The following is a 26,003-nucleotide window of genomic DNA, read 5'->3' on the forward strand; positions in this document are numbered from 1 at the left end:
GTTTCCATATTGGAAACCCTTTTTTATTTGCGAATACTATCGTGCGAATGTGTTTCTATGCCGTCGTTCCACAAAACCAACAGGTCTGTTGCTACAGCAGCACCGCTCCCGGCAGCTATGGAAAGTTGGCTGCGATGTCCGGCTAAGGTTCCGCAAACATAAATTCCGTCTGCTACCTTATGGTCAATATTCTTGAGTTGGATTCGGTTCTTTTCCGCCAGCGATTTTTTGTGTGGTTCGATGTAGTGCATTAAGCCTTCAATCGCAAACAGATTGGAAGAGCCAATGGCGACCACAATGTTTCTTGAAGTGTACGAATTTTTATTGGTGTGGACGGCAAAATTTCCGGCTTCTCCTTCTACTTTAAGTACTTTCTCTTCTTCTATCTGTTGTATATGTGGATAGATTTCTGCTAAATGATGGGTGCTTTCAGTTAGTAACTCAGCGCCTAATTTCCCGTTAGGAATCCCATAAGCATTATGAAAAATAGCATCCTGTAATGAGGATGCTTTCTGGTGGGTTATGATTCCAATGTTTTTGTCGGCAGCAAAAGCTTTTTTATGGGCAGACCCCAATATTAGGGCGCAGGACACGCCTGAAACGCCGCCACCAATGATAAGGACGTCAAACATAAAATTAATTCCCTCGGGTTTTCTCGTCAATCAATTTTGACATGCGGAAAATTAATAAGATGCAAACTGCGCAAAGTGAAGCGGCAATTCCGATCAATGCAACCAAACTGTTGCCTTCGAAAAGGTTATTGAAATCAAGTAATGTAACGTTGAAAATAACCAGGCCTAAGGCTAGGGCAATCATGATATAGGTAAAAATTTTCATTTTTGCTATTTAATTTGTTAAACGTATTTGATGTAATTTGTGTAAGCGTCGTCTTTGGTAAGGAAAATCGCGTACTTTTGGAAAGTTGTCAAATAATGGGTGAAATTAGTAAAAATCAAGCTAAACGAACAAACCTTTAACATTGCCGGCAAATAATTTAACAGCAATGGCTAAAAGTATTACGCCAAAAACTTTTCGGATAACACCAAGTCCTGTTTTTCCTAACAATCTTTCGATTTTTCCGGATAATTTTAATACGACATAAACAATGATGATGTTGATGAGAATCGCGATTACAATGTTTATCGATGCGTATTGTGCCCGAAGGGAAAGCAAAGTGGTCATAGTTCCTGCCCCGGCTATGAGGGGAAAGGCTAAAGGGACAATGCTTGCTGTTTTGGGTTCTTCATCTTTGTATATACTTATGCCTAGGATCATTTCGAGTGCCAGGAAAAACAAAATAAAGGAACCGGCTACTGCAAAGGATTTTACATCAACTCCCATGAATTTCAAGATTTCTTCCCCTACAAATAAAAAGGTAATCATGATGATTCCCGAGACAATCGATGCTTTTTCCGATTGGATGTGCCCCACTTTCGTGCGCAGATCCACTATGATGGGAATCGTCCCAACTATATCGATTACCGCAAAAAGTACCATTCCGATCGTTAAAATTTCTTTCCAGTCAAATCCCATAAGGCAGTGGTTTTTTTGATGGCGCAAAAGTATTTCTTTCCGAAACTAAATATAACTAATAAATCGTTAATTTTTGATATTTAGGAAAATATGGTTTTAAACTTTGTAACTTTGCGGCAAATACAAGTTTTTAATTATGTTTCAGTTAGGGAAAACCATCGTTTCGGAGGAGATTTTAGAGAAGGAGTTTGTGTGCAATTTGTCTGCTTGTAAGGGAGGTTGTTGTGTGGATGGCGATGCCGGCGCGCCCTTAACAGAAGAAGAAACAAAAATTTTAGCCGAAATTTTCCCGAAAGTAAAACCTTTTTTGCGTCCGGAAGGCATAGTGGCCATCGAGGAGCAAGGCACTTTCGTTGTGGGAGAAGATGGTGAGTTTGAAACGACACTTATAGATGGTGCCGATTGCGCTTATGTGATTTTCGACGGAAAGACCGCGCTTTGCGGTATCGAGCAGGCTTATAATCAAGGTTTGATCGACTGGAAAAAACCAGTTTCCTGTCATTTATATCCTATCCGTGTTAAGGAATTTTCAGAGTTTTCTGCGGTGAATTACCATAAGTGGCACATTTGTGATGATGCCTGTTCACTTGGAAAAGAATTGGGGGTTCCTGTTTATAAGTTTGTCAAGGAAGCTCTTGTTCGGAAATTTGGTCAGGAGTGGTATTCGGAATTGGAAAAAGTAGCCGAAGAACTTGAAAAATAAACCCTCGTTTTTTAGATTGTTAATAAGCTTTTAAGCCTTTGTTTTTACTGTGTTTTTGGTGAAATCCCGAAAAAAACGTATATTTGTAAATCACTGAAAAACAGTGCTTTATAATGTAAAATTTAAGTCAGAAAGAAAATTCTTCATTGTTAAAAACTCGGTCAAATTGTGAATAAGTTTGACTTTCTTTTTACAATTCAAATAGCAATCTTTGTAAACCCCAATCGAGTTAATTAATCAATTTTTAATCCTATAAAAGTCAGCATACTATGTCAGTAGTCGAACCTATATTGCAAGAAAACAAAGATCGTTTCGTGATTTTCCCTATCAAACATCATGATATCTGGGAATGGTACAAGAAATCGCAAGCCAGTTTCTGGACTGCGGAAGAAATCGATTTGCATCAGGATTTAACCGACTGGAACAGTAAACTGAATGATGATGAAAAATATTTCATCAAGCATATACTTGCGTTCTTTGCTGCTTCAGACGGAATCGTAAATGAGAATTTAGCGGAAAATTTCGTAAATGAAGTGCAGTACCCAGAGGCTAAGTTTTTCTATGGTTTCCAAATTATGATGGAAAACATTCACAGTGAAACCTATTCATTGTTGATTGACACCTATGTGAAAAATGAAGAGGAAAAAGATCAGTTGTTCCATGCTATCGATGTGTTTCCGGCAATCAAGAAAAAAGCCGAATGGGCATTAAAATGGATTGAGTCAGATTCGTTTGCTGAAAGATTGATCGCTTTTGCAGCGGTGGAAGGTATCTTCTTTTCCGGAGCATTCTGTTCCATTTTCTGGTTGAAAAAACGCGGATTGATGCCGGGCTTAACGTTCTCTAACGAGCTGATTTCCCGTGATGAAGGAGTTCACTGTGATTTTGCGGTGCACTTACACAACCATCACTTGGTGAACAAGGTTTCTAAATCCAGAATTACCGAGATTATCACCGATGCGTTGAATATCGAAAGAGAATTTATTACCGAATCGCTTCCGGTAAGTTTGATTGGAATGAACTCAGTGCTGATGACGCAGTACTTAGAGTTTGTGGCTGATCGATTATTGGTGGAGCTAGGTTGTTCAAAAGTGTACAACTCTACGAATCCGTTCGACTTTATGGACATGATTTCGTTGCAGGGAAAAACCAATTTCTTCGAAAAACGAGTGTCAGAATACCAAAAAGCAGGAGTGTTGAACAAAGACACTGATTCGCAAAAAATTAGCTTTGACGCTGATTTTTAATGAAATAAAAAAAACAGACAATTCACGGCCCAGTGCCATTATAAATAGTTAACCTTCAAAACAGTAACCCTATGTATGTAGTAAAAAGAGACGGAAGAAGAGAACCGGTAATGTTCGATAAGATTACGGACCGAGTTAGAATCCTATGTTATGGATTAAACGATTTGGTTGATCCGGTAAAAGTGGCTATGCGCGTTATTGAAGGTTTGTACGACGGAGTAACCACTTCCGAATTGGATAATTTAGCGGCTGAGACAGCGGCTTCCATGACGGTAACTCATCCGGATTATGCGCAATTGGCAGCGCGTATCGCTGTTTCCAACTTGCATAAAAACACGAAAAAATCGTTCTCAGAAACGATGTCCGATATGTATCATTACGTGAATCCGAGAACAGGGCAGGAGTCGCCTTTGTTGTCTGATGAAGTACATGAAGCTATCATGGCTAATGCGGAAATCCTTGATTCCACAATTATCTATAACCGCGATTTTAATTACGATTATTTCGGATTTAAAACCTTAGAGCGCTCGTATTTATTACGTATCAACGGAAAGATTGTTGAGCGTCCGCAGCACATGTTAATGCGTGTGGCTGTTGGGATTCATTTAAATGATATTCCTGCGGCGATTGAAACGTATGAGTTGATGTCGAAGAAATTCTTTACGCATGCAACGCCAACGCTTTTCAATGCAGGTACGCCAAAACCGCAAATGTCTTCTTGTTTCCTTTTAACGATGCAGGATGACAGTATTGACGGAATTTATGATACACTAAAACAAACGGCTAAAATCTCGCAATCAGCGGGAGGAATAGGTTTGTCTATCCATAATGTAAGAGCAACAGGTTCTTACATCCGCGGAACTAACGGAACTTCAAACGGTATCGTACCGATGTTGCGCGTATTCAATGATACGGCTCGTTATGTAGATCAGGGTGGAGGAAAACGTAAAGGAAGTTTTGCGATTTACATCGAACCTTGGCATGCCGATATTTTCGATTTCCTGGATTTAAAGAAAAACCACGGAAAAGAGGAAATGCGTGCGCGTGATTTGTTCTTCGCTATGTGGATGAACGATTTGTTCATGAAACGTGTGCAGGATGATGCACATTGGACGTTAATGTGTCCGAACGAATGTCCGGGATTGTATGATGTATACGGTGATGAGTTCGATGCGATGTACATTAAATATGAACAAGCCGGAAAAGGAAGAAAAACCATCAAAGCCCGTGAGCTTTGGGAGAAAATCCTTGAATCGCAAATTGAGACTGGAACGCCTTACATGCTTTATAAAGACGCGGCGAACCGTAAATCAAACCAGAAAAATTTAGGAACTATCCGTTCATCAAATTTATGTACGGAGATTTTAGAATATACTTCTGCTGATGAAATCGCAGTATGTAACCTGGCGTCGATTTCATTGCCGATGTTCGTGGAAAATGGTCAGTTTAATCATCAATTGTTGTATGATGTAACCAAACGTGTTACCAGAAACTTGAACAAAGTAATTGACCGCAACTATTATCCGGTGCAGGAAGCAGAGAATTCGAATATGCGTCACCGTCCTGTTGGATTAGGTGTGCAAGGTTTGGCTGATGCATTCATTTTGATGAGAATGCCGTTTACCTCGGATGAAGCTAAAAAACTAAACCAGGAAATTTTTGAAACCATTTATTTCGCTGCGGTAACCACTTCAATGGAAATGGCTAAAGAAGAAGGCCCGTACTCAACATTTGTCGGGTCGCCTATTTCTCAGGGTGAATTCCAATATAATCTTTGGGGATTAAATGACGGTGATTTAAGCGGTCGTTGGGACTGGACTTCACTTCGTAAAGAAGTAATGGAGCATGGTGTTCGCAACTCGTTGTTGATGGCTCCGATGCCGACAGCTTCTACATCGCAAATCCTTGGAAACAACGAAGCGTTTGAACCGTATACTTCCAATATTTACACTCGTCGTGTATTGTCTGGTGAGTTTATCGTTGTAAACAAGCATTTGTTGCATGATTTAGTGAGCTTAGGATTGTGGAATGAGACGCTGAAACAGGAAATCATGCGTGCCAACGGTTCGATTCAGGATATCAACGGAATTCCGCAGGATATCAAGGAATTGTACAAAACGGTTTGGGAAATGAGTATGAAAGATATTATCGACATGTCTCGTCAGCGCGGTTATTTCATTGACCAGTCACAATCATTGAACCTGTTCATGGAAGGGGCTACGTTTTCTAAACTGACATCAATGCACTTCTACGCTTGGCAGTCTGGTTTGAAAACGGGAATGTACTATTTGAGAACTAAATCTGCAGTAGATGCGATCAAGTTCACATTAAGCAACGATAAAAAATCAGAAACAGTACCGGTGCCGGCTGAAGTAGCCAATGAAAATGCACCGATGTCTGAAGACGAATTCAGAGCGATGCTGGAGCGTTCTAAGACTGCAGGGCCAGAGGATTGCGAAATGTGTGGTTCATAATAACAGGATTTGATTTGTAATTATAGATAGAAAGCAGCCGTCAATTTTGATGGCTGTTTTTTTTGTTTTTTATCGTAACTTTATGATAATCAAAGGGGTGTTAATTTAAAGAATAAAGTTATGAAAGCAATATTTACTCTTGCCCTGATTTTTTTGTCAACCTACTATGGTCTTAGTCAAGTGCTTTATAATGAAGCGTTTGAGTCATTACCTACGGGTACAATTTCTGTATCGACAGTCTCTTATGAAGATAATAATAGCCCCGTGCCTTCAGGTGCTCTTCAGATAATTCAAGATGAATCTGGAAAGCATTTTAGGGTAGGCATGCCTTGTAAATTTTATCGTATTACAAATTGGCATTTAAGAGAGCCAGGAAATAATGTTGTGAATTTAGAATTTGATTTCTATACAGGAGGTTTGACGGATTATGTGTCAAGGGGTGGAATTTTTTTTACTGATGGTGAATTTCACAGTATTGGTTTTCTTATGCACTCATCTACTAAAAAGATTGTTTGGCCTGATTGGAGTCCTTGGGAGCCTTGGTATGAGATGGAGTTAGGAGAAGGCAATTCAAGTGTTTTCTTGCCTTTGAATTCTTGGGTTCGGTTGAAGATGTCTTATGATGTTATTCTAAAACAGGCTAGATTTTCTGGGCCTGGTTTTAGTAAGGTGTATAATTTCGTGGATGATTCGTTTTCTGATAGTCTTGGGCTTTTATATTTCTTGCATATAGGAGAATTTCAAAATTATTATTATGGTTATGATAATATTGTGGTGACGGCTACACCTTCGTCTTCTTTGAGTGTAGGGTTCTCAGAAACGCAATCAGAAATTTTACGCCTTTATCCTAATCCGGCAAGCGATTATATTACTGTTGAATCGGAAGCTGAAATTATAAATGTTTATATCTACGATGTTAATGGGAAAAGAAGTGATGTGTTGCTTCAGGGTAATAAAATAGATGTTTCACAATTTCCTGCGGGGAACTATATTGTAGGTTTGAAAACCGACAAAGGGTTTGTTTCTCAAAAAATAGTTAAGAAGTGATGTTGTGTTTTTAGCTCTAGGTATGATCTTGAAATTGGTTTCTTTTCGAAACAGTTGGTGGAAAAAACTAATTTTTTATTTTTACTTATAATTATGAAACTTCTTTTAAGCAAGCGGTCATTTATGAAATGGCTGTTTTTTATTTTATAGTGATTCATTAATGTCTTCGTACCTTTGTAGTTCTAAAAATGACAATCATGACAAAAGACAAGAAAAAAGGTGTTTACACCGGAATCATTGAACAAGATGCTGACGGGAATTATTTCTGCGGGGAATATTTACTGGATTACCAGTACACGGCAGCTAATTTTAAGTTGGGAGATGAAATCAATATCAAATCGGTAATTGAAAATCCGAGTGATAAAAGTTATGATAAATATCCAAAGAAATCGCGCAATTTCTTTCTTGCCAACAATAAAGAATAAGATATATAATTAAAAGTTTTTGCATTGAGTAATTTATATTTCATCGACCGAAGCAATGTCAGACTGGAAGACGTGGTTTTTAATGAAGCGGTTTCAGAACAGATCAAGCAGTTTTTATGCGAATACCAGTTTCGGGAAGTGCTTGAAAAATATGATTTGCCGGTAGTGAATAAAATGCTGCTGTATGGTAAAACCGGCTGCGGGAAAACCATGACGGCTAAAGCCATTGCGAAACAGTTGGACAAGAAATTGATTATCGTCAATCTGGCCAGTATTGTTTCTTCTAAATTAGGGGAAACCGCTAAAAATATTGAAGGGTTGTTCAAGGAGGTTAATTACGAAAGCGCAGTTTTATTTTTTGATGAATTTGATTCGTTGGGGCAGATCCGAGATTACGATAACAAAGACAGCAGCGAAATGAAACGTGTCGTGAATGCGATCCTGCAGTTGATTGATAATTTTCCCAAAAAATCCATTCTGATTGCAGCGACCAATCAAATTCAAATGATTGATGATGCCCTGGTGCGCCGTTTTGAGTTGAAACTCGAATTCACCTCCCCATCACAGGAAGTGTTGGACAAGTATTATGACTCCCTATTGTCGAAATACCCAACCCAATTTCAGCAGTTGGACCGTGTTTATGATGTTTCCTTTGCTGAGGCTAAGAATCATGTATTTAAATCGGTGAAAAACAATATTATTCAAGCGGAGATCCACAAACAGGCAAATAAATAAATGATGAAACTCCTTCGAACGACTTCGGAAAACCCGGATTTCAAATACCTTACCCAATTATTTGACACGTATTTGATAGATATTGATGGCGATGAAAAGGATTTCTTCGCGCAATACAATCAGATTTACTTCGAAAATGCAATCGTTTGTTATGAAAACAATATTCCGGTTGGTTGCGGTGCGCTCAAACCGTACGATTTGCAAACGGGCGAAATCAAACGAATGTTTGTGCATCCGGGCCATAGAAATAAAGGTATTGCCATGGCTGTTTTAGAGGAATTGGAAGTCTGGGCCAAAGAATTGCAATTTACTACCTGTATACTTGAAACTTCTGTCAAGCTTGAAAATGCCATTGCTTTGTATGAAAAAGTCGGCTACCATCAAATACCTAGGTACGGTCAGTATGTTGACGTAGAAAGCAGTGTTTGCATGAAAAAAAATATATAACAGATTTCGATTTGCAATTTGTACATTCGTAACGCTAAATTTTCAAACTTTAGGTTATGATGCAATGGGAACAGCTACTGTCATTAAGGAGGCAGGGTGATACGAGTAAACGATTACGAAAAGAACAGGACGATACCCGATTAGGGTTTGAAGTCGACTACGACCGAATCATATTTTCTTCTGCTTTCCGAAGCCTGCAGGATAAAACGCAGGTGATTCCGCTTTCCAAAACTGATTTTGTGCATACCCGGTTAACGCATAGTTTGGAAGTTTCCGTTGTTGGACGTTCTCTTGGGCGTTTGGTCGGGAAACAGCTTCTTGAAAAATACCCTCATTTAAAAGAAGTTCACGGATTTCATATGAATGATTTCGGTGCAATTGTGGCTGCGGCCGCTTTGGCGCATGATATCGGGAATCCGCCTTTTGGACACTCCGGGGAAAAGGCCATCGGCGAATATTTCAAAACCGGAGCAGGGCAACAATACAAAGAAAAATTAACAGACAAAGAATGGCAGGACCTGATCGATTTCGAAGGGAATGCCAACGGTTTTTCGGTTCTGACAGGTTCGCGTCCGGGTGTGGAAGGAAGTTTGCGTTTAACCTATGCAACGTTGGGTGCTTTTATGAAGTATCCGAAAGAAAGCCTTCCTAAAAAACCAACCGCAAACATAGCTGATAAAAAATATGGATTCTTTCAACAGGACAAGCCGTTTTTCAATGAAGTAGCTTCCGAATTGGGTTTGATCTCTAATAAAACCGGAAATGATGTAGGTTTTGAAAGGCATCCTCTGGCTTATTTGGTGGAAGCCGCCGATGATATCTGTTACACTATAATCGATTTCGAAGACGGAATCAACCTTGGCCTGATACAGGAAGAATTTGCCTTGGAATATCTTATCAAGCTGGTTAAAAACAATATTGATGCCGATAAATATAAATCATTGATTACTAAGGAAGATAGAATCAGTTACTTGCGGGCTTTGGCTATAGGTAGTCTGATAAGTGATGCGGTTAAAGTCTTCATTGCGAATGAAAAACTGATACTCGAAGGTAAATTTCCTTATGCTTTAACAGATAAAAGCGAGTTTAAGGCGCAGATGAATGATATTATCAAAATCAGTATAAAAAATATTTACCAAAGCAGAGAAGTGGTTGAAAAAGAAGTGGTCGGTTATCAGGTTATTAATACGCTTTTGGATAAATTTTCATCGGCTTATAATAATAAATTTGAAGGTAAATCCAGTAATTATGATGAATTGATACTCAATTTGTTACCCGAAAAATTTGTAACCGAAAAAATGAGCCTTTATGAACGATTGATGCACATCTGTCATTTCGTTTCAATGCTTACTGATGGAAAGGCACTTCAATTATTTAAAATTATCAGAGGAATTAGTTAATTATTTTGTTTTTTTTTGAATGCGGAATTAATTGTTTAATTTTGTGGTACTTAACTACAAAAATTTAATAAAAAAAGCTATGAAAAAAATTACAATCGGACTTTTTTTACTAGCATCGCTTTTTGGGTTTTCTCAAAATCCTTTGGAGAAAATTAAAGCATATGCAGGTAAAAACAGCGCTAAATTTTCATTAACTAGAGAGGATGTGTCCGATTTGGTTATAGTGAATGAATTTAGTTCCGAAACTACAGGGATAAACAATTACCACGTTAAGCAGCGTTGTAATGGTATCGAGGTTTTTAATTCGGATTCTAATTTCTGGGTTAAAAACGGTGAGGTTATCAATGGAGGGGAAGATTTTATTCCTAACGTAAAACAGAAAATTAATGCTGCTGTTCCGGTATATGATGTAACTGCTTCATTGTTAAATGTCCTGAAAGAAATCAATGAGACTAAATTAGCTTCAATTGAAATCCTTGAAAAATCTGGGAACGAATACAAATTAAGTAATGGAGCGCTTGCGGAAAACCCAATAAGAGCTGAGTTGGTTTATTTCAGAACGGATGAAAATAGATTGCAATTAGCTTGGGATTATGAGTTTTATTCGCAGGATTTTCAACATTTATGGAACCTGAAAGTTGATGCTTTAACCGGTAAGCTTTTAGAAAAAATGGACATGACACTGAATTGTAATTTCGGAGGAAATCACACAGGGCACGCTCATTATTCAAATAAATTTACTGAGAATTTCTTTAAAAACAGTTCTTCTGTCGCATTGAATCCAGGAACAACAAATTACCGTGTTATTCCATGGAATTATGAAAGTCCAAACCATAGTCCGAGACAACTTATCCAAAATCCGGAATATGTTACTAACGCGTCGCCTAACGGTTGGCACAGTACCGTAGCTACACCCGGGGGGACTGGTGATTCCAATAACCAATTTAAAACTACCCAAGGGAATAACGTTATCGCATACGAAGACACTGATGATAATAATGATGTAGGATTTCAAGCAACCGGAACAGGAACTTTCCCTAATCTTACTTTTGATTTCCCATATCCTGGTACCTCGGCAGTGGCTACTACTTATTTGCCTGCGGCTACTACCAATTTATTCTATATGAATAATATCATGCACGACTTGTGGTATCAGTATGGCTTTAATGAGGCGAATAAAAATTTCCAAGTCAAAAATTATGGTCTTGGATTAGTAACAGGAGAAAATGACAGAGTTCATGCACAGGCTCAAGATGGTTCTGAATTATCGCCACCAAAATTAAATAATGCAAACTTTTCGACACCGGTAGATGGTCAGTCGCCAAGAATGCAGATGTATTTGTGGAATTCTCCTCCTGCGCCAACCCTGGCTATTAATGCGCCATCAACTCTAGCTGGCACATATGCTATTCAGGATAATGGTTTCAATCCGGGTCATGTAGCTTTACCGGCTTCTCCGGCAGGTATAACTGGTACACTGGTTTTGTATAATGATGGTACGCCTGATACTTCAGATGCTTGTACGGCTGCAGTTAATGCGGCTGCTTTAAACGGGAATATAGCTGTGATCAGGAGAGGTGTTTGCGACTTTGCTTCAAAGGTTAAGCGCGCTCAACAAGCCGGTGCAAGAGCTGCAATTATAGTTAACAATGAACCTGGAAATATTACCATGCAAGGTAGTGATGGTACAATTACTATACCTGCAGTAAGTGTTTCAAAGGACGATGGTGAAAGAATTATAGCTGGTTTAACTGGAACAACAACCGGTACTCTGTCTGCTGCGGCAGCCGGGTTCGTGAATGCTGACGGGGATCTTGACAATGGGGTCATTGCTCACGAATATGGACATGGAATTTCAACAAGATTGTCTGGTAACTGTTTGGGCGGTTCTTCTGAGCAAATGGGTGAGGGATGGTCGGACTGGTTCTGGTTAATGATGCAGATCAAACCAGGCGATACCAGAAATGACAACAGAGGATTTGCTACTTTCACTGCGGGTCAAGCAACAACAGGAGGTGGTATTAGACCGTATAAATATAGTACAAACATGTCTGTAAATCCAATGACGTACGGATATACTAACGATATGTGGTATACCAGCGGAGGTGTGACTTATGTAGATGTTCACTCGGTAGGTTCAGTTTGGGCTACTATCTTATGGGATTTGGCTTGGAATTACATCGATAAATACGGATATGATCCAAATATTTATACCGGAACCGGTGGTAATAACAAAGTGATGCGTTTGATTTTGGATGCTATTAAATTGGACGGATGTTCACCAACGTTTATAACGGGTCGTGACGCTATTATCGCAGCCGATCAGGCAACTACGGGAGGACAAAACTATTGTTTGATTTGGCAGACATTTGCCAGACGTGGTGTTGGACGATATGCGACTTCAGGTCCAAATAACACTGGAGGTGCTGGTATTCAAGATCAGACTGAAGATTTTACAGTGCCGCCAGCAGGTCCAAATTGTACTTTGGCAGTAGATGAATTCCAAAACGAAAATGTAATTCGTGTATATCCTAACCCAACAAGAGGTCAGTTGAATATCGCGATCAGCAATTACTCAGGTAAATTGTCTGTTCAGGTTTTCGACTTGAATGGAAGAAAAGTTTACAACCAGGAAGTTAATGATTTCAATCTTGAAAGCGCTATCCAGCTTGGAAACCTTCAGTCAGGTATGTATCTGATTAAAGTAGATGGTGAGAATATCAACTATACTCAAAAAATTATTCTAAACTAAGAATACCTTTTGATAAAATAAAAAAAGGGAACCCAATTGGGCTCCCTTTTTTTATTTTAAATCAATACATTTTCTTTGAGAGATGTTTCTTCGGATTCGGTTATTAAACCATTGTAATCGGGATTGTGGTTGTCCCATATTTTCCAAATACCATCTTTTTTCTTAATGAAATAGGTTTGCTTGTTTATTTTGTTGTAGACTTTAACTGGATCGTCTTTTTTGTTTTGCCATTCAATATTCCAAAATTTCTTTGCCGAAAGCACTACTAAGCTGTTATCAGCACTGCTCAATTTAAAATCATATACTTCGAAGTTGGAACGGTTGTCAGTGGAGTTGATCTTGAAATTTAGAGCCGAATACCTTTGAAGGGCATCACTAATCCTTTTTATTAAAGGTCCGTCTGCAAATAAATAATCAGTCAGATTGCCTAAATCAATTTTTGGGAGCTTCTGGATGCATTTAAATTCTTCCAGGCAATAGTTGGATACTAATTCTTTAAACTCTTCCGTAAAAGCCTTGTTTTGGTCTGTTTTTGGATTTGTCTCTTTTGTTTTTTGATGGGAAAGAAAATCATTTAGGGAAGGATGTCCTAAAAAGATCGCGAGTTTGTCCAATGTCTTTAGAAACCTTAAATCGGGATTTGTTTTTTCTGTATAGGCGTCATTGAAAATTCGCTGTAAAGTCATGCCGGAAATTGATAGGCTTGTCTTGTTTTTTTTGGAATTTTTCAGGAAAGTTGTTTTTGTCAGCGCATCCGAAATAATTTGCGAAAGAACAATGCATTGCGTTCTGTTCCAGTCAGGATTACTTCCGATAGAACTGTGTACAACCGAAGGATGCGACCTTATGCACTCCTTGAGTTGGTCTATAATAAGTTTCATTTGTTGTTGTGTTGTTGTTGCGGGTTAGTTTGTTATTCTATTTCAATAGTTTAAGAAATTAAATTAAAAATGTAAATGTAAGATTTTTTTGTTTAAAAAACATAGCTTAACCCTAAGCCCAATATTTGTTTTAACTGTACTTTTGGTCCTCGTGTTACCACCACGCCGTCAACTTCATCTTTTGATTTGATGTCGTCGTCATAAATCAGGTTTGTGGAGATGTTGGCTCGGACGTGGGAGTTGACAATCATATCCATCTGTACCTGCCAATCGATATCAATGTTCCCAAAGTTTTTGATGTAATCCGTGTAAAGTACTAAACGGTGGTCAAGCATGATGTTTTTGAAGATCTCTTTTTTGTATTGATTGGTCACTAAAAAACCCATTTCAGTCCTTGTTTTTTTACCATGGCTGATAAGGTTTCCGTTTGCGTCATAGGTTGCTTTGTCTACCCCGAACGAACCCTGATCGGCCAAGCGCTCATCTAAAACTAATGTGGTTTTAAAGGTTAAAGGTGATACGTAGACTCTTAGGATACCCTCTCCTTCTTTTTTAACATACTCGGTTCCTAAACCAAAAAACACATAGGCTGGAGCAAAAGGCCGGGAAATAGCCAAATCGGTATTTGGATAAGCGTAACCGTTTGTGAATTGGGTGTTGAAATTAAATTTAGCCGAATAATACCAATTTGAAATCGTATCTGTCTTAAACCCGGCTGTCGAGTTAAGTTGGATTACATCGTCTGTTTTTCTCGCTTCTATTCCGTCTTGTTTGTTCAATCCGTAGCGGGCTATAAGCTCGTTATGCCATATGAAACGTCCTTTAGTGTACTTTCGGACAAATGCGCCCTTCAAAATCCCGGAAATGGCATTTTCTCCACCGGCACTCCAATTTACAAAGGCAATCTGAGTTAAATCAAGTCCTAAGGTGTTTTTTGATTCCCATCGTTTAATGGTGTCCGGAACAGTTGTTCGGACAATATTTTGGGAAAAACTTTGTTGAAATGCTACAATACAGATTAATCCTAATAAATAGGTTTTCAAGGAATTCATGGCAACAGGTTAGGTTAAATTTGGTGCAAAAATGAACATTTTCAACGACTTGAGAAAATCGTTTTCAAACTATTAACGTCGATGCCGCAAATTTGTTGTTGCTCCAAAACAGTGCCTTGTTCTATGAAAATATCTGGAATTCCTATTTTTTTTACAGAAATCGAATAATTGTTTTCCGCACAGAAGGAGGAAATTATACTGCCGAAACCACCTATGACAGTTCCTTCTTCAACGGTAATGATGTGTTTGTGCGTTTCGCAGATTGTCTTTAGTGTTTCGATATCTAAGGGCTTTACAAACGGGAAATGATAGTGCGAGAATAGTTCGCTGTTATCGGACTCTTTAAGCGCTGTGGTTACGTTATTCCCTATGAAACCCGTTGAAAGTATTGCTGTCTCAGTTCCTTTTCGAAGTTCTTTTGCCTTTCCGATTTCGACTTTCTCAAACGGTTGTTTCCAGTCTACCATAATTCCTCTTCCACGTGGATAACGAATTGCGATTGGATGTTCCAGGCCTAGTTGGGCTGTGTACATGATATTACGTAACTCCAATTCGTCCTTTGGGACAGAAAGTATTATGTTCGGGATGCAATTCAAATAGGCTAAATCATAAGCGCCATGGTGTGTGGCGCCGTCTTCTCCAACCAGTCCTGCACGATCCAGACAGAAAATTACCGGTAAATTTTGCAAAGCTACATCATGGATCAATTGGTCATAAGCCCGCTGCATGAAAGTGGAGTAGATGTTGCAAAACACGATCATTCCCTGCGTAGCCATTCCGGCAGCTAAGGTTACGGCGTGTTGCTCGGCGATACCAACATCGATGGCGCGGTCAGGGAAAGCATCCATCATGAATTTCATGGAGGAACCCGTTGGCATTGCAGGTGTGATTCCGATTATTTTTTCATTTTGCTGAGCTAATTCCACTAAAGTATGTCCGAAAACATCCTGAAATTTAGGAGGTAGGTTTTCTTCATATTTAGGCAGGATTTCCCCCGTTTCTTTGTTGAATTTACCAGGTGCATGATATTTCACCTGATCTTCTTCAGCCAATTGCATGCCTTTGCCTTTGGTGGTTATGATGTGAAGGAACTTCGGTCCTTTTTTATGTTTTAAGCGGTTGAGTTCTTTCAGAAGCGCATCAAAATCATGACCGTCTATAGGGCCGGAATAATCAAAATTCAGTGACTTGATGATGTTGTTGGCTTTCGGGTTTTTTCCTTCCTTAACCGAAGTTAAGTAGTCTTTCAAAGCACCAACACTTGGGTCTATACCAATGGCGTTGTCGTTCAGGATAACCAATAAGTTGGCATCCGTAACACCGGCATGGTTGAGTCCTTCGAACGCCATTCCTGATGCGATGGATGCATCGCCGATGACAGCTATGTGTTGTTTTTCGGTTTCGCCTTTTAAATTGGATGCCAAAGCCATTCCCAGTGCTGCAGAAATTGAGGTTGATGAATGGCCAACTCCAAAAGTATCATAAATGCTCTCGCTTCGTTTCGGAAATCCCGATATTCCGTGGAGCTGACGGTTCGTGTGAAAAACGTCTCTTCGTTCGGTTAAAATCTTATGTCCGTATGCCTGATGTCCGACATCCCAAACTAATAAATCGTCAGGTGTGTTAAAAACGTAATGCAGAGCGATGGTGAGTTCAATTACGCCGAGACTGGCGCCCAAATGACCTTCTTTGCGTGAAACAATATCGATGATAAATTCTCGCAACTCTTTGGCTAAAGTCGGTAATTGCTCCGGCGAAAGCTTTCTTAAGTCGGTTGGGTTGTGGATATTTTGTAAGAGATTCTCAGGCATACAACAAATGTACGATTTGAAATTGTATTTTTGTTTTCATGGAAAATATTTTCACCGACGAATATTTTATGAAAAAAGCCTTTCAGGAAGCTGAAATAGCTTTTGAAAAAGGCGAAATTCCCGTGGGCGCCATTGTGGTGGTTGATAGCCGTGTGATTGCCCGTACGCACAACCTGACCGAATTGCTCAATGATGTTACAGCTCATGCTGAAATGCAGGCCATAACTTCTTCAGCGAATTTTTTGGGCGGAAAGTATTTGAAGGATTGTACGCTATATGTGACTTTGGAGCCTTGTCAGATGTGCGCCGGTGCTTTGTATTGGGCTCAGATTACAAAAATTGTTTACGGAGCCCGTGATGAACACCGCGGCTTTATGACAATGGGAGGGAAACTGCATCCGAAAACCATCGTCGTTGGTGGCGTTATGGAAAACGAATGTGGTAGTTTGATGAAACGTTTTTTTGCTGAAAGACGAAAATAAAAAACTGCTATCTCTCAGATAGCAGTTTGTTTAAATTGTCGGACTAATGTTATGTTTTATTCGCAGCCATCAATTTGACAACTGTTCTTTTCAGTTGAATTTTGAAAGTCTAAAGTAACATCAAAGCTGCCTTCTTCCCATGTTTTTTGCAGTGTTTTTAGAAATACTTCGGGAGATTGCGCTCCGGAAACCGCATATTTATCATCAAAAACAAAAAATGGGACGCCGTTTGCCCCAAGGCTTTGCGCTTCGTTCATTTCTTGTTCTACCTCATTAATATATGCGTCCGAATTTAAAACGGATTCAATTTCTTCCAGTTTCAACCCAACTCCTAAGGCGAGTTGCGTCAATGTGGATTTGTTGCCAATATCCAAACCTTCTGTGAAATGTGCTTTAAATAATGATTCTTCGAAAGTGTTACCCATATGATACTTTTTAGCGAGATGGGATAAACGATGCGCGTTTAAAGAATTAGCTAAAATGAGTTTTTCAAAATGATAATCCAATCCTACAGCTTTGGCTTGTTGTGTAACGCTTTCGTGCATAGCAACAGACCAGTTTCTGTCCCGGCCATATTTCTTAGCCAAATAATCAAACGTGTTGTCTTCGGGCTGATACTTGGCTCTTGGGTCGAGCTGAAAACTCTTCCATTCGATGGTAACAGCATCTTTATTCTCGAATTGTTGTAATGATTCTTCCAGTTTTCGTTTTCCGATATAACAAAACGGACACATTACATCGGACCAAATTTGTATTTTTAATTGATTATTCATTTTCGCAAGTTTTTATCCGGCTTTGCCAGATGTTTTGACACGGCAAAATTAACGAATTTGTTTGCGGACCGTTTTGTATTTAGGTTTTTATTAGGATAAGAAAGCTTAAAAATGAGCATAAAAAAACCGCCTCGTTTCACAACGGGCGGTTTGGTTTTATTTGACTTCATTTCCTTCTTTGTCAAAGAAATGATATTCAAGGAACGTGTAAGCGTCACGCGGTATGATTTTTACCCATTTTTTATGTTCAAAAAACCATTTTGAACGTATTGATGGAAAACCTTTGGTAAGGTAGGCTGCCACAAAAGGGTGTGCGTTTAAAACAACCTTTTTATGGTCTTTGATAATTCTTTCAAGGTCAACCACTATTTTATCAACGATTGAGATTGGAGCTTCGATTTCCCCATTTTCTTTGTTGGGGTCCTCTTCTCTTGTTTTGATACTTACTTCGGGTCTGACTCTTTGTCTAGTAATTTGAATTAATCCAAATTTGCTAGGAGGCAAGATCTTATGTTTCGCCTTGTCATCGCTCATTTCCTCTTTCAGAAAATCGTATAGTTTTTTACGATTGTCCGGATTCTGCATGTCTATAAAATCGACCACAATAATCCCGCCCATGTCGCGAAGTCTTAGTTGTCGCGCTATTTCTGCTGCGGCAATCATGTTCACTTCCAGTGCGGTGTCTTCCTGATTGGTGGCTTTGTTTGATCGGTTACCGCTGTTAACATCGATAACGTGCAAAGCTTCCGTGTGCTCTATGATCAGATAAGCTCCTTTGCTCATAGAAACAGTTTTTCCGAAAGACGTTTTTATTTGTCGTTCTATATGATACTTTTCAAAAAGAGGTAAATCCTTTGATTGGTAATGCTTGACAATTGAGACTTTAGAAGGAGCTATTTCTTGCAAATAGTCCTTAGTTTGATAATACAAATCTTCATCATCGACATAAATTCCTGTGAAGGTGTCGTTAAACACATCTCGTAATATGGAAGAAGCTTTATTTACTTCGCCCAAAATTCGGGACGGATGATGTGCGGTTGGTATTCGTTTGCATGTTGCCGACCATTTGTCGAGCAAGTTTTGCAAGTCTTTGTCCAGTTCGGCCACTTTTTTGCCTTCTGCTACTGTACGAACAATAACACCAAATCCTTTTGGCTTGATAGACTGAACCAGTCGTTTTAAACGGTCTTTTTCTTCTTTTGAATCGATTTTCTGAGAAACCGAAACCCTGTCCGAAAAAGGGACTAAAACTACATATCTTCCGGCCAGTGAAAGCTCAGAGCTTATTCGTGGACCTTTAGTGGATATGGGTTCTTTAACTACCTGTACGAGAATAGACTGGTTGGCACTCAGCACGTCGCTGATGGCGCCATCCTTGTTTATTTCCGGCTCAAAAGGAAAGTTTTTTAGGGAGAAATCTTTTAGTTTACCTGCGCTTACAAGTTTGATGAATTTTATCATCGAAGAGAGGTTTGGGCCTAAATCGTGATAGTGCAGGAATGCATCTTTCTCGAAACCTACGTTTACAAACGCAGCATTAAGTCCCGGAACCGGTTTTCTGATTTTGGCAATAAAAATATCGCCAACCTGAAAGCCACCTTTTTCCTCGCCACCTTCTTCTTTGTGCAATTCAACTAGTTTTCCATCTTTTAATAAGGCAAAATCTACGGCATCTGAACTGGTTCGAATAATTAATTCTTTGTTCAAAATGTGTACATTTTTATCCATACAGTTAAGTGAAAAGTGAAAAGTGAAAAGTGAAAAGTTGCAAATCTTTTAAAAAAGATGACTTATCCCTTATTTCTTATCCCTTATTTCTGAATTGTACAGATGGATTAAACAATTTTTTACAGGCATTGTACCCGGAGAAAATCAGTTGGCAGTTTACAGTATTCCGTTTACAGTGAACTGAATGCTAAATGCTGAACACTGAGTACTGATTCTCAATTTCAATGAACTTTTAATTCTAAAAAAGAAAAAGTAGTTTTAAACTACTTTTTCTTTTTGTGACGGTTAGCTCTCGCTCTTTTTTTACGTTTGTGAGTAGCTACCTTATGTCTTTTTCTTTTTTTACCACTTGGCATAACTTGTAGTGTTTAGTGATTAATAATTAGTTAATTTTTTGCTTCTGTATTCGTTTTTACTCCATCAACAAATATTTTTGCCGGTTTGAAAGCCGGAATGTTGTGAGCAGGGATTTTGATTGTAGTGTTTTTAGAGATGTTTCTTCCGGTTTTCTCAGCTCTAGTTTTGATGATAAAGCTACCGAAACCTCTTAAATATACATTGTCTCCAGTTTCTAGTGAGTTTTTCACCTCGTCCATAAAAGACTCCACTGTTGCTTGAACGTCTCCTTTTTCAAGACCCAATTTCTCAGAAATTTTCGCTACGATGTCTGCTTTCGTCATTTTCTTTCGTTTTATATTGATGTGTAATTTTTTGAGTGTGCAAATATAGTAATTAAAAAAACAATTTTTCAAGGTTAATCGATTAAAATTTAATTACATAAAGTTTTATTTTTGTTTTCCAATTTTTAAAGATGGATTTTACTAACAATCTAATCCAATGGTATTTACGTGAAAAACGTGATTTACCTTGGAGAAAAACTCCTCATCCGTATCCGGTCTGGCTTTCTGAAATCATGCTGCAACAAACGCGAGTTGCACAGGGATTGCCTTATTTTTTGCGTTTTACAGAGGTATTTCCTACTGTTTTAGATTTGGCTTCCGCCGATGAAGAACAGGTATTGAAACTCTGGCAGGGTTTAGGGTATTATTCCCGTGCCCGAAATCTGCACGCTACGGCAAAACATGTTGCTTTTGATTTAAACGGAAAGTTTCCGGATAACTATAAGGACTTGTTGAAGTTAAAGGGAGTCGGTGAGTATACCGCGGCGGCTATCGCTTCTATTGCGTATGGCGAAGCGGTCCCTGTAGTTGATGGAAATGTGTACCGGGTACTTTCGCGTTATTTTGATGTGGAAACCGATATTGCATCCTTTTCGGCTAAAAAGGAATTTTTTGAATTGGCGGCTTCTTTGTTGCCAAAGGACAAGGCTTCCGAGTTTAATCAGGCGATGATGGAATTTGGAGCTTTACAGTGTGTGCCTAAAAATCCCAATTGTCAAAGTTGTGTTTTCAATGGAAGCTGTCTTGCTTTGAAACATAATAAAGTAGATTCTCTTCCGGTAAAACTAAAGAAAACCAAAGTGACTAGCCGTTATTTTAACTATCTTATAATTAAGGATAGTAACGGGAATTCCCTTATTCAGAAAAGAACAGGAAAGGGGATCTGGCAAAATCTGTATGAATTTCCAATGTTGGAAACAGCACAAGAAGATGATTTTGATAGTGTCTGTCAGTCTGTTGAAAAGTTTTCTTCAGATTTCAAGCCGACAGATATTAAGCCGTTGCACCATAATCCGATAGTGCATAAATTGTCACATCAGCATTTGCACATTCATTTTTGGGAAGTGAAAACCGAGCAAAAGATTGAAGGTGCCCTAACGATAGATGAAATCAAAAAATATCCATTCCCGATCGCTATCCATAATTTTATGGAGGAACATTGGGCGGAAGTGTAGAAATTGCTATATTTGAGTTCAACTAAAAGATACAAGCCATGAACGGTACATTGAATAAAGTGATTTTAATAGGGCATTTAGGTGACGATGTTAAAATGCACTATTTTGAAGGAGGGAATTGCATCGGACGATTTCCGTTAGCGACAAACGAAGTTTATATTAATAAGACTACGGGCGAAAAAATCACTTCTACCGAATGGCATAATTTAGTAGTGCGTAATAAAGCAGCCGAAATCTGTGAAAAGTATCTTTCCAAAGGAGATAAAATTTATGTGGAAGGCCGAATCAAATCCCGTCAGTGGCAGGCTGAAGACGGAACGACCAAATATACTACCGAAATACAGGTGACCGAGTTCACTTTTCTGAACGTTAAAAAAGAAACAGAACAAAAACAAGGTGGTTATTCCTCACAAACTAATGAGCCTCCAATTGCCCAGTCAGGCAATGAGGATATACCGTTTTAATCTGTAAATCAAATAAACTTTCCAAAACTGCGTTTCACATTGTATCTTTACGCCCTAATTTAGCGTAAGGATTTCTGTTATGATAAAAAATAAGAGTATCGTTCTGTTGTTTGGAGCTTTTGTTTCTCTGATATCGGTAAGCTGTCAGGACGAAACGGTCCCAAAACCAAAAAGTCATTTGCGATTGGAATATCCAACGTCAAAATACAAAGCTTTTGATTTTCAAGGCAGTTGTGGTTATGGGTTTGATGCGAATGAAATTTCAAAAATAAAGACTAAAGGCGACTGTTCGTTGGAGATTCAGTATCCCAGAATGAAGGCTACGGTCTACTTGAATTATCAAACCGTAAACAATAATATTGAGGAGCTGCTTCGCGATGCCCAGAAGTTAACCTATAAGCATGTAATCAAAGCCGATGATATTGCCGAACAGCCATTTCTGAATCGGGAGCATAAAGTTTACGGAATGTTCTATCAGGTAGGGGGGAATGCGGCTACGAATGCACAGTTTTATGTGACCGACAGTACGCGTCATTTCCTTGTCGGATCGGTTTATTTTTATGCAAAACCGAATTACGATTCGATACTTCCGGCTGCGGCCTATATCAAGAATGATATGCGAAAGATTATGGAAAGTGTAAGATGGAAATAAGATTTTAAAATAAAAAAAGGAACTCAGCTGAGTTCCTTTTTTGTTATGCCTTTTTAAAGTTGGCTACTTTATATGTTTTACCGTCGGCAACCGCTTCCACTAATTTGGTTAACGATTCCTGATTGTTTACGGTTTTATCAAAAGATACGGTGGCGGTTTTAGTATCGAAGTCAACTTTCGCTTCTTTAACGCCTTCAGTTTCGGCTAATTTTTTCTCGATAGTTGCAGCACAGCCCATTGCGCAGGTCATACCTTCAATCTGAAAGTTTGCTGTTTCGAGGTTTTCAGCGGCAATTTCTTTTTTAGGTGCAGTGGCTACGGCTTCAGTTGCAGTAGTTTCTGCAGTTTTTTCTTCTTTTTTACAGCTTACAAACGTCAAAGCAGCAAGTACAAACATTAGGGTTGCTTTTGTAAATTTCATATTTGTTAATTTTTTGATTTTGAATCGGATAAATAATCGGAGGCAAAATTACCCAAAAAAATAACTGATTTTCATTTAAATAACAGAATTTTGACATTTCAAATTATATTTATGGAATCAAAACAACTGAAATGGATTTTACTGGCGATGCTTTCGCTTATCTGGGGAAGTTCATTCATTTTGATAAAACGGGGTTTGGTGGGATTGTCACCGCTTCAGTTGGGTTCGCTGCGCATGTTGTTTGCGGCCTCTTTTCTGGTTATTGTCGGATTTAAAAAGATTGCGCTGATTCCTTTAGGGAAATGGAAATACATCGCTTTGACGGCGTTAATGGGGACTTTTATCCCGGCATTCTTATTTGCTTTGGCGCAAAGCGAAATTGACAGTTCCATAAGTGCGGTTTTGAATTCGTTAACTCCGTTAAATACGCTGATTTTGGGAATCCTGTTTTTTGGAATGACCTTCCAACGCAGTCAGTTGGTGGGAGTGTTGATTGGTTTGCTGGGAAGTTCGGTGCTGATTTTAAGTGGGGCGGCTCATCATCCGGAGCAGAACTATTTTTATGCCCTTTTTGTGGTAGTTGCTACATTTTGTTATGCCACCAATGTGAACCTGATAAAAAAATATTTGTCTGACGTTAATCCGATAAGCATTACGGTTGGTAATTTTCTGGTAATGGTCATTCCTGCGTTGATTATTTTGATTTCAACTGGATTTTTTGGGGAGCTTCATAAGCCGGATGTGCAGCATTCAGTCATGTTCATTGCTATTTTGGGGATCGTAGGTACTGGGATTGCTAATATATTGTTCTTTAAACTGATCCAGATGACCACACCGGTTTTTGCTTCGTCATCGGCCTATCTGTTTCCGATTGTGGCTATTTTTTGGGGTTTTCTGGATGGTGAAACCTTAACGTTTGTTCAGATTGTCGGAGCGGGTGTGATACTACTGGGGATTTATCTTTCTTCTAAAAAATAGGACTTTGTAAATGACGTAATAAAAAAAAGACTGTCCGTTGCAGACAGTCTTTTTCTTTTTTTAAAACTAATGTTTCTTATTTGAAATCTTCAGGAGTGACACCTTCGTTGATTTTTACTTCAGTAGTCATTAATTTGATTTCAATACCAACGTTCATGTCGGTTGTATGAGGGAATTTAATTCCTTTCACTTCTTTGTAGTCACTGTAGTAAGTGGTTTGTGTCATTTTCTGACCCATTTGCTCCATCTCTTTAGCTTCGGCTGCTTTTAAACCGGTTTTAACATCATAGTAGTATGTTGTTTTGCCTTCTTTGATTACATAAACGTCGTTTCCGTTCATGGTTTCGATGCCTTCAAGCTTAGCGTTTGGATTGTTGGCCAAATTCATTTCTTCAAAAGGAACAGCGCCTTGTTTTTGTTCTTTGAATTCTTCCGGAGTCAAGTCTTTTCTTTGTCCTTGAGATACGCGGTATCCTGATTTCTCACCAACCACCTGTTTCATCATCGACGTGCCCATTGCTTTCATTTCAACGCACATTTTGTTGTCGGAAGTAGCTTTTGTAGTTAATTCAATTGGAGTTCCCTGAATAGTTCCAGATGAAACTGTTACCACAGATTTTACTGCTTTTATTGCTTTTTCACCACCAATTGCTTTGATGTAGTTGTTTAAAACTGTTTTAGATGTAACGCCTGCTGGAATTGGAATGTTTACTTTTGGTTTTTCAGTAGGATTACCATATTTGTCGAAAAACTGAATCGGTAATTTCTGCTTAGCGCTCATTTTTTCAAGGCTAGGAAGTACATCTGCTGCTTTTCCTACAACTAAAACTCTTGTGTTGTCTGCTAAGAAATATTTGTTAGCTACAGCTTTGATATCTTCTGCAGTAACTGCATTGATGTTTTTGATGTAGTTTTCGTAGAAATCAGCCGGTAGTTTGTTTGTTTCTGTGTTTAAAGCGTAACGAGCGATCGTAGCCGGTTTTTGAATCTGCATTACAAAGTTTCCGATGTATTTTGCTTTAGCGATTTTTAATTCTTCAGCTGAAACCGGTTCGGTTCTGATTTTTTTCAATTCGTTCATGAATTCAACAACAGCACTGTCAGTAACTGCATTTCTTACCGAAGCACCGGAACGGAATTTCTCTACATATCTTCCGGTTCCTAACGAAGAATAAGCACCGTAAGTCCAACCGTGTTTTTCACGTAAGTTCATGAACAAACGGCCTTCGCCTCCACCGCCAAGAATTTGGTTTGCTAAGATTCCTGCGAAATAATCTTTGTCGGTCATTTTTAAATTCACCGTGTTTACCAAAGCGATTTCAGACTGAACTGCATTAGGCATATCTACAAAGTTGATTTGGCTGTATTGAACGTTTTTAGGGTCTGGGTAGGTTAATGCCGGAACAACTGCTTTTTCCCATGGTCCAAATTGTTTTTCAACCATTTTCTGAACGTCTTTCAGTTTTACGTCTCCAACGATTACTAAATAAGCGTTTCCTGGTACAAAATAAGTGTTGTAGTTGTGGTTAACGTCGTTTAAAGTAACGTTTTTGATAGTGCCTTCGCTTAAATATTCTCCTCCAGGGTGTGTTTTACCGAAAGCCAGAACGTCTTCCACGCGACCTGCAACTGCTGTTACGCTTTTCTCTTCTGATTTAAGGTTCTCCAGCATTTTTTCTTTCTCTTTGTCTAACTCAGTCTGAGAGAAAACCGGATTCAATAACCCATCGGCCATTAATTCCATGATTCTTCCTGAATATTTAGACAATCCGCTTGCAAAAGCACCATTCGCGCTGAAATTGATATTCGCGCCTAAGAAATCTACTTCTTCGTTGAAAGCGTCTTTTGGCATTTTTTTGGTTCCGTTTCCAATCATTGAACTGGTTAAATCGGATACCCCTTTTTTGTCGCCTTCTGCATATGGCGGATAGTCGATAGTAAGGTTGTAGCTTACGCGAGGAAGTTTGTGGTTTTCAACAACCAATACTTTTAAACCGTTTTTTAAGGTGAAAGTACTAGGTTTTCCAACGTTGATAGTTGGAGACGGTCCTGGTTTTGGCTGTGTTCTGTCTTGTGCTTGCATGGATATTGCTAAAAATAAACTTGCTGCTATATAAATATATTTTTTCATAGTGATTCTCAA

At 38.8% G+C, this 26,003-nt stretch carries 25 protein-coding genes; 14 read left to right on the forward strand and 11 right to left on the reverse strand.

Going from position 1 to position 26,003, the window contains the following annotated elements:
• Positions 1 to 23 precede the first annotated feature (23 nt).
• The 3 genes from FEDK69T_RS05915 to FEDK69T_RS05925 all read right to left on the reverse strand — a co-directional run bounded on the left by FEDK69T_RS05915 (position 24) and on the right by FEDK69T_RS05925 (position 1,533).
• The gene (locus FEDK69T_RS05915) at positions 24 to 632 is read right to left on the reverse strand and encodes an FAD-dependent oxidoreductase (RefSeq protein WP_023573242.1); all 609 of its coding nucleotides are present in this window, start codon (positions 630 to 632) and stop codon (positions 24 to 26) included.
• A 4-nt stretch (positions 633 to 636) separates the two neighbouring features.
• The gene (locus tag FEDK69T_RS05920) at positions 637 to 837 is read right to left on the reverse strand and encodes a hypothetical protein (protein WP_023573243.1); all 201 of its coding nucleotides are present in this window, start codon (positions 835 to 837) and stop codon (positions 637 to 639) included.
• Between the two features lie 120 nt (positions 838 to 957).
• A complete protein-coding gene (locus FEDK69T_RS05925; protein ID WP_023573244.1) occupies positions 958 to 1,533 on the reverse strand; it encodes a MarC family protein in 576 nt (191 codons plus the stop codon).
• Positions 1,534 to 1,669: 136 nt separating this feature from the next.
• Between FEDK69T_RS05925 and FEDK69T_RS05930 the strand changes: the two genes are divergently transcribed.
• From FEDK69T_RS05930 to FEDK69T_RS05970, 9 genes are all read left to right on the forward strand, one after another.
• Positions 1,670 to 2,236 carry a DUF3109 family protein gene (locus FEDK69T_RS05930; RefSeq protein ID WP_023573245.1) on the forward strand — a complete coding sequence of 189 codons (567 nt, stop codon included), beginning with the start codon at positions 1,670 to 1,672 and terminating at the stop codon, positions 2,234 to 2,236.
• A gap of 269 nt (positions 2,237 to 2,505) precedes the next feature.
• Positions 2,506 to 3,483 carry a ribonucleotide-diphosphate reductase subunit beta gene (locus FEDK69T_RS05935; protein WP_023573246.1) on the forward strand — a complete coding sequence of 326 codons (978 nt, stop codon included), beginning with the start codon at positions 2,506 to 2,508 and terminating at the stop codon, positions 3,481 to 3,483.
• Positions 3,484 to 3,554: 71 nt separating this feature from the next.
• Positions 3,555 to 5,957, forward strand: coding sequence for a ribonucleoside-diphosphate reductase subunit alpha (locus tag FEDK69T_RS05940; RefSeq protein WP_023573247.1), 2,403 nt, complete (start codon positions 3,555 to 3,557; stop codon positions 5,955 to 5,957).
• A gap of 120 nt (positions 5,958 to 6,077) precedes the next feature.
• Positions 6,078 to 7,004: a T9SS type A sorting domain-containing protein gene (locus FEDK69T_RS05945; protein ID WP_023573248.1), complete on the forward strand. Its 927-nt coding sequence runs from the start codon at positions 6,078 to 6,080 to the stop codon at positions 7,002 to 7,004.
• Positions 7,005 to 7,201: 197 nt separating this feature from the next.
• Positions 7,202 to 7,429 (forward strand): hypothetical protein, encoded by a 228-nt coding sequence (locus FEDK69T_RS05950; RefSeq protein WP_023573250.1) that lies wholly within the window; start codon positions 7,202 to 7,204, stop codon positions 7,427 to 7,429.
• Between the two features lie 24 nt (positions 7,430 to 7,453).
• Complete coding sequence (locus FEDK69T_RS05955; RefSeq protein WP_023573251.1) at positions 7,454 to 8,164, forward strand: AAA family ATPase; 711 nt, start codon at positions 7,454 to 7,456, stop codon at positions 8,162 to 8,164.
• On the forward strand, positions 8,165 to 8,611 hold the full coding sequence (locus FEDK69T_RS05960) for a GNAT family N-acetyltransferase (protein ID WP_023573252.1): 447 nt from the start codon (positions 8,165 to 8,167) through the stop codon (positions 8,609 to 8,611). It begins immediately after the preceding gene.
• Between the two features lie 59 nt (positions 8,612 to 8,670).
• Complete coding sequence (locus tag FEDK69T_RS05965) at positions 8,671 to 10,011, forward strand: deoxyguanosinetriphosphate triphosphohydrolase (protein WP_035630335.1); 1,341 nt, start codon at positions 8,671 to 8,673, stop codon at positions 10,009 to 10,011.
• A 79-nt stretch (positions 10,012 to 10,090) separates the two neighbouring features.
• Positions 10,091 to 12,763: a T9SS-dependent M36 family metallopeptidase gene (locus tag FEDK69T_RS05970; protein ID WP_023573254.1), complete on the forward strand. Its 2,673-nt coding sequence runs from the start codon at positions 10,091 to 10,093 to the stop codon at positions 12,761 to 12,763.
• A 56-nt stretch (positions 12,764 to 12,819) separates the two neighbouring features.
• Here the strand turns inward: FEDK69T_RS05970 and FEDK69T_RS05975 are convergent, their stop codons facing one another.
• From FEDK69T_RS05975 to FEDK69T_RS05985, 3 genes are all read right to left on the reverse strand, one after another.
• Positions 12,820 to 13,644 (reverse strand): hypothetical protein, encoded by an 825-nt coding sequence (locus FEDK69T_RS05975; RefSeq protein WP_023573255.1) that lies wholly within the window; start codon positions 13,642 to 13,644, stop codon positions 12,820 to 12,822.
• A 92-nt stretch (positions 13,645 to 13,736) separates the two neighbouring features.
• Positions 13,737 to 14,696, reverse strand: a complete 960-nt coding sequence (locus FEDK69T_RS05980) for a DUF3078 domain-containing protein (protein ID WP_023573256.1) — start codon at positions 14,694 to 14,696, stop codon at positions 13,737 to 13,739.
• 41 nt (positions 14,697 to 14,737) lie between these two features.
• A complete protein-coding gene (locus FEDK69T_RS05985; protein ID WP_023573257.1) occupies positions 14,738 to 16,507 on the reverse strand; it encodes a 1-deoxy-D-xylulose-5-phosphate synthase in 1,770 nt (589 codons plus the stop codon).
• 38 nt (positions 16,508 to 16,545) lie between these two features.
• Between FEDK69T_RS05985 and FEDK69T_RS05990 the strand changes: the two genes are divergently transcribed.
• Positions 16,546 to 16,989 (forward strand): nucleoside deaminase, encoded by a 444-nt coding sequence (locus FEDK69T_RS05990; RefSeq protein WP_023573258.1) that lies wholly within the window; start codon positions 16,546 to 16,548, stop codon positions 16,987 to 16,989.
• Positions 16,990 to 17,045: 56 nt separating this feature from the next.
• Here the strand turns inward: FEDK69T_RS05990 and FEDK69T_RS05995 are convergent, their stop codons facing one another.
• The 3 genes from FEDK69T_RS05995 to FEDK69T_RS06005 form a co-directional block, all read right to left on the reverse strand.
• Complete coding sequence (locus tag FEDK69T_RS05995) at positions 17,046 to 17,762, reverse strand: DsbA family oxidoreductase (protein ID WP_023573259.1); 717 nt, start codon at positions 17,760 to 17,762, stop codon at positions 17,046 to 17,048.
• A gap of 156 nt (positions 17,763 to 17,918) precedes the next feature.
• Positions 17,919 to 19,469: an Rne/Rng family ribonuclease gene (locus tag FEDK69T_RS06000; RefSeq protein WP_023573260.1), complete on the reverse strand. Its 1,551-nt coding sequence runs from the start codon at positions 19,467 to 19,469 to the stop codon at positions 17,919 to 17,921.
• 407 nt (positions 19,470 to 19,876) lie between these two features.
• Complete coding sequence (locus FEDK69T_RS06005; protein ID WP_262486475.1) at positions 19,877 to 20,185, reverse strand: HU family DNA-binding protein; 309 nt, start codon at positions 20,183 to 20,185, stop codon at positions 19,877 to 19,879.
• Between the two features lie 116 nt (positions 20,186 to 20,301).
• On the opposite strand from FEDK69T_RS06005, the gene mutY reads away from it, so the two are divergent.
• The 3 genes from mutY (at position 20,302) to gldD (ending at position 22,461) form a co-directional block, all read left to right on the forward strand.
• Positions 20,302 to 21,345, forward strand: a complete 1,044-nt coding sequence (mutY, locus tag FEDK69T_RS06010) for an A/G-specific adenine glycosylase (RefSeq protein ID WP_023573261.1) — start codon at positions 20,302 to 20,304, stop codon at positions 21,343 to 21,345.
• A gap of 38 nt (positions 21,346 to 21,383) precedes the next feature.
• Positions 21,384 to 21,809: a single-stranded DNA-binding protein gene (locus FEDK69T_RS06015; RefSeq protein WP_023573262.1), complete on the forward strand. Its 426-nt coding sequence runs from the start codon at positions 21,384 to 21,386 to the stop codon at positions 21,807 to 21,809.
• Between the two features lie 79 nt (positions 21,810 to 21,888).
• Positions 21,889 to 22,461: a gliding motility lipoprotein GldD gene (gldD, locus tag FEDK69T_RS06020; protein ID WP_023573263.1), complete on the forward strand. Its 573-nt coding sequence runs from the start codon at positions 21,889 to 21,891 to the stop codon at positions 22,459 to 22,461.
• 43 nt (positions 22,462 to 22,504) lie between these two features.
• Here gldD and FEDK69T_RS06025 read toward each other — a convergent pair whose 3' ends face one another.
• The gene (locus FEDK69T_RS06025; protein WP_035630224.1) at positions 22,505 to 22,882 is read right to left on the reverse strand and encodes a heavy-metal-associated domain-containing protein; all 378 of its coding nucleotides are present in this window, start codon (positions 22,880 to 22,882) and stop codon (positions 22,505 to 22,507) included.
• A 111-nt stretch (positions 22,883 to 22,993) separates the two neighbouring features.
• On the opposite strand from FEDK69T_RS06025, the gene FEDK69T_RS06030 reads away from it, so the two are divergent.
• Positions 22,994 to 23,860, forward strand: coding sequence for a DMT family transporter (locus FEDK69T_RS06030; protein WP_023573265.1), 867 nt, complete (start codon positions 22,994 to 22,996; stop codon positions 23,858 to 23,860).
• Positions 23,861 to 23,936: 76 nt separating this feature from the next.
• On the opposite strand, the gene FEDK69T_RS06035 is transcribed toward FEDK69T_RS06030, so the two are convergent.
• Positions 23,937 to 25,991, reverse strand: a complete 2,055-nt coding sequence (locus FEDK69T_RS06035) for an insulinase family protein (protein WP_023573266.1) — start codon at positions 25,989 to 25,991, stop codon at positions 23,937 to 23,939.
• Positions 25,992 to 26,003 lie beyond the last annotated feature (12 nt).

The sequence above is a fragment of the Flavobacterium enshiense DK69 genome (assembly GCF_000498495.1).
GTDB classification, from domain to species: domain Bacteria; phylum Bacteroidota; class Bacteroidia; order Flavobacteriales; family Flavobacteriaceae; genus Flavobacterium; species Flavobacterium enshiense.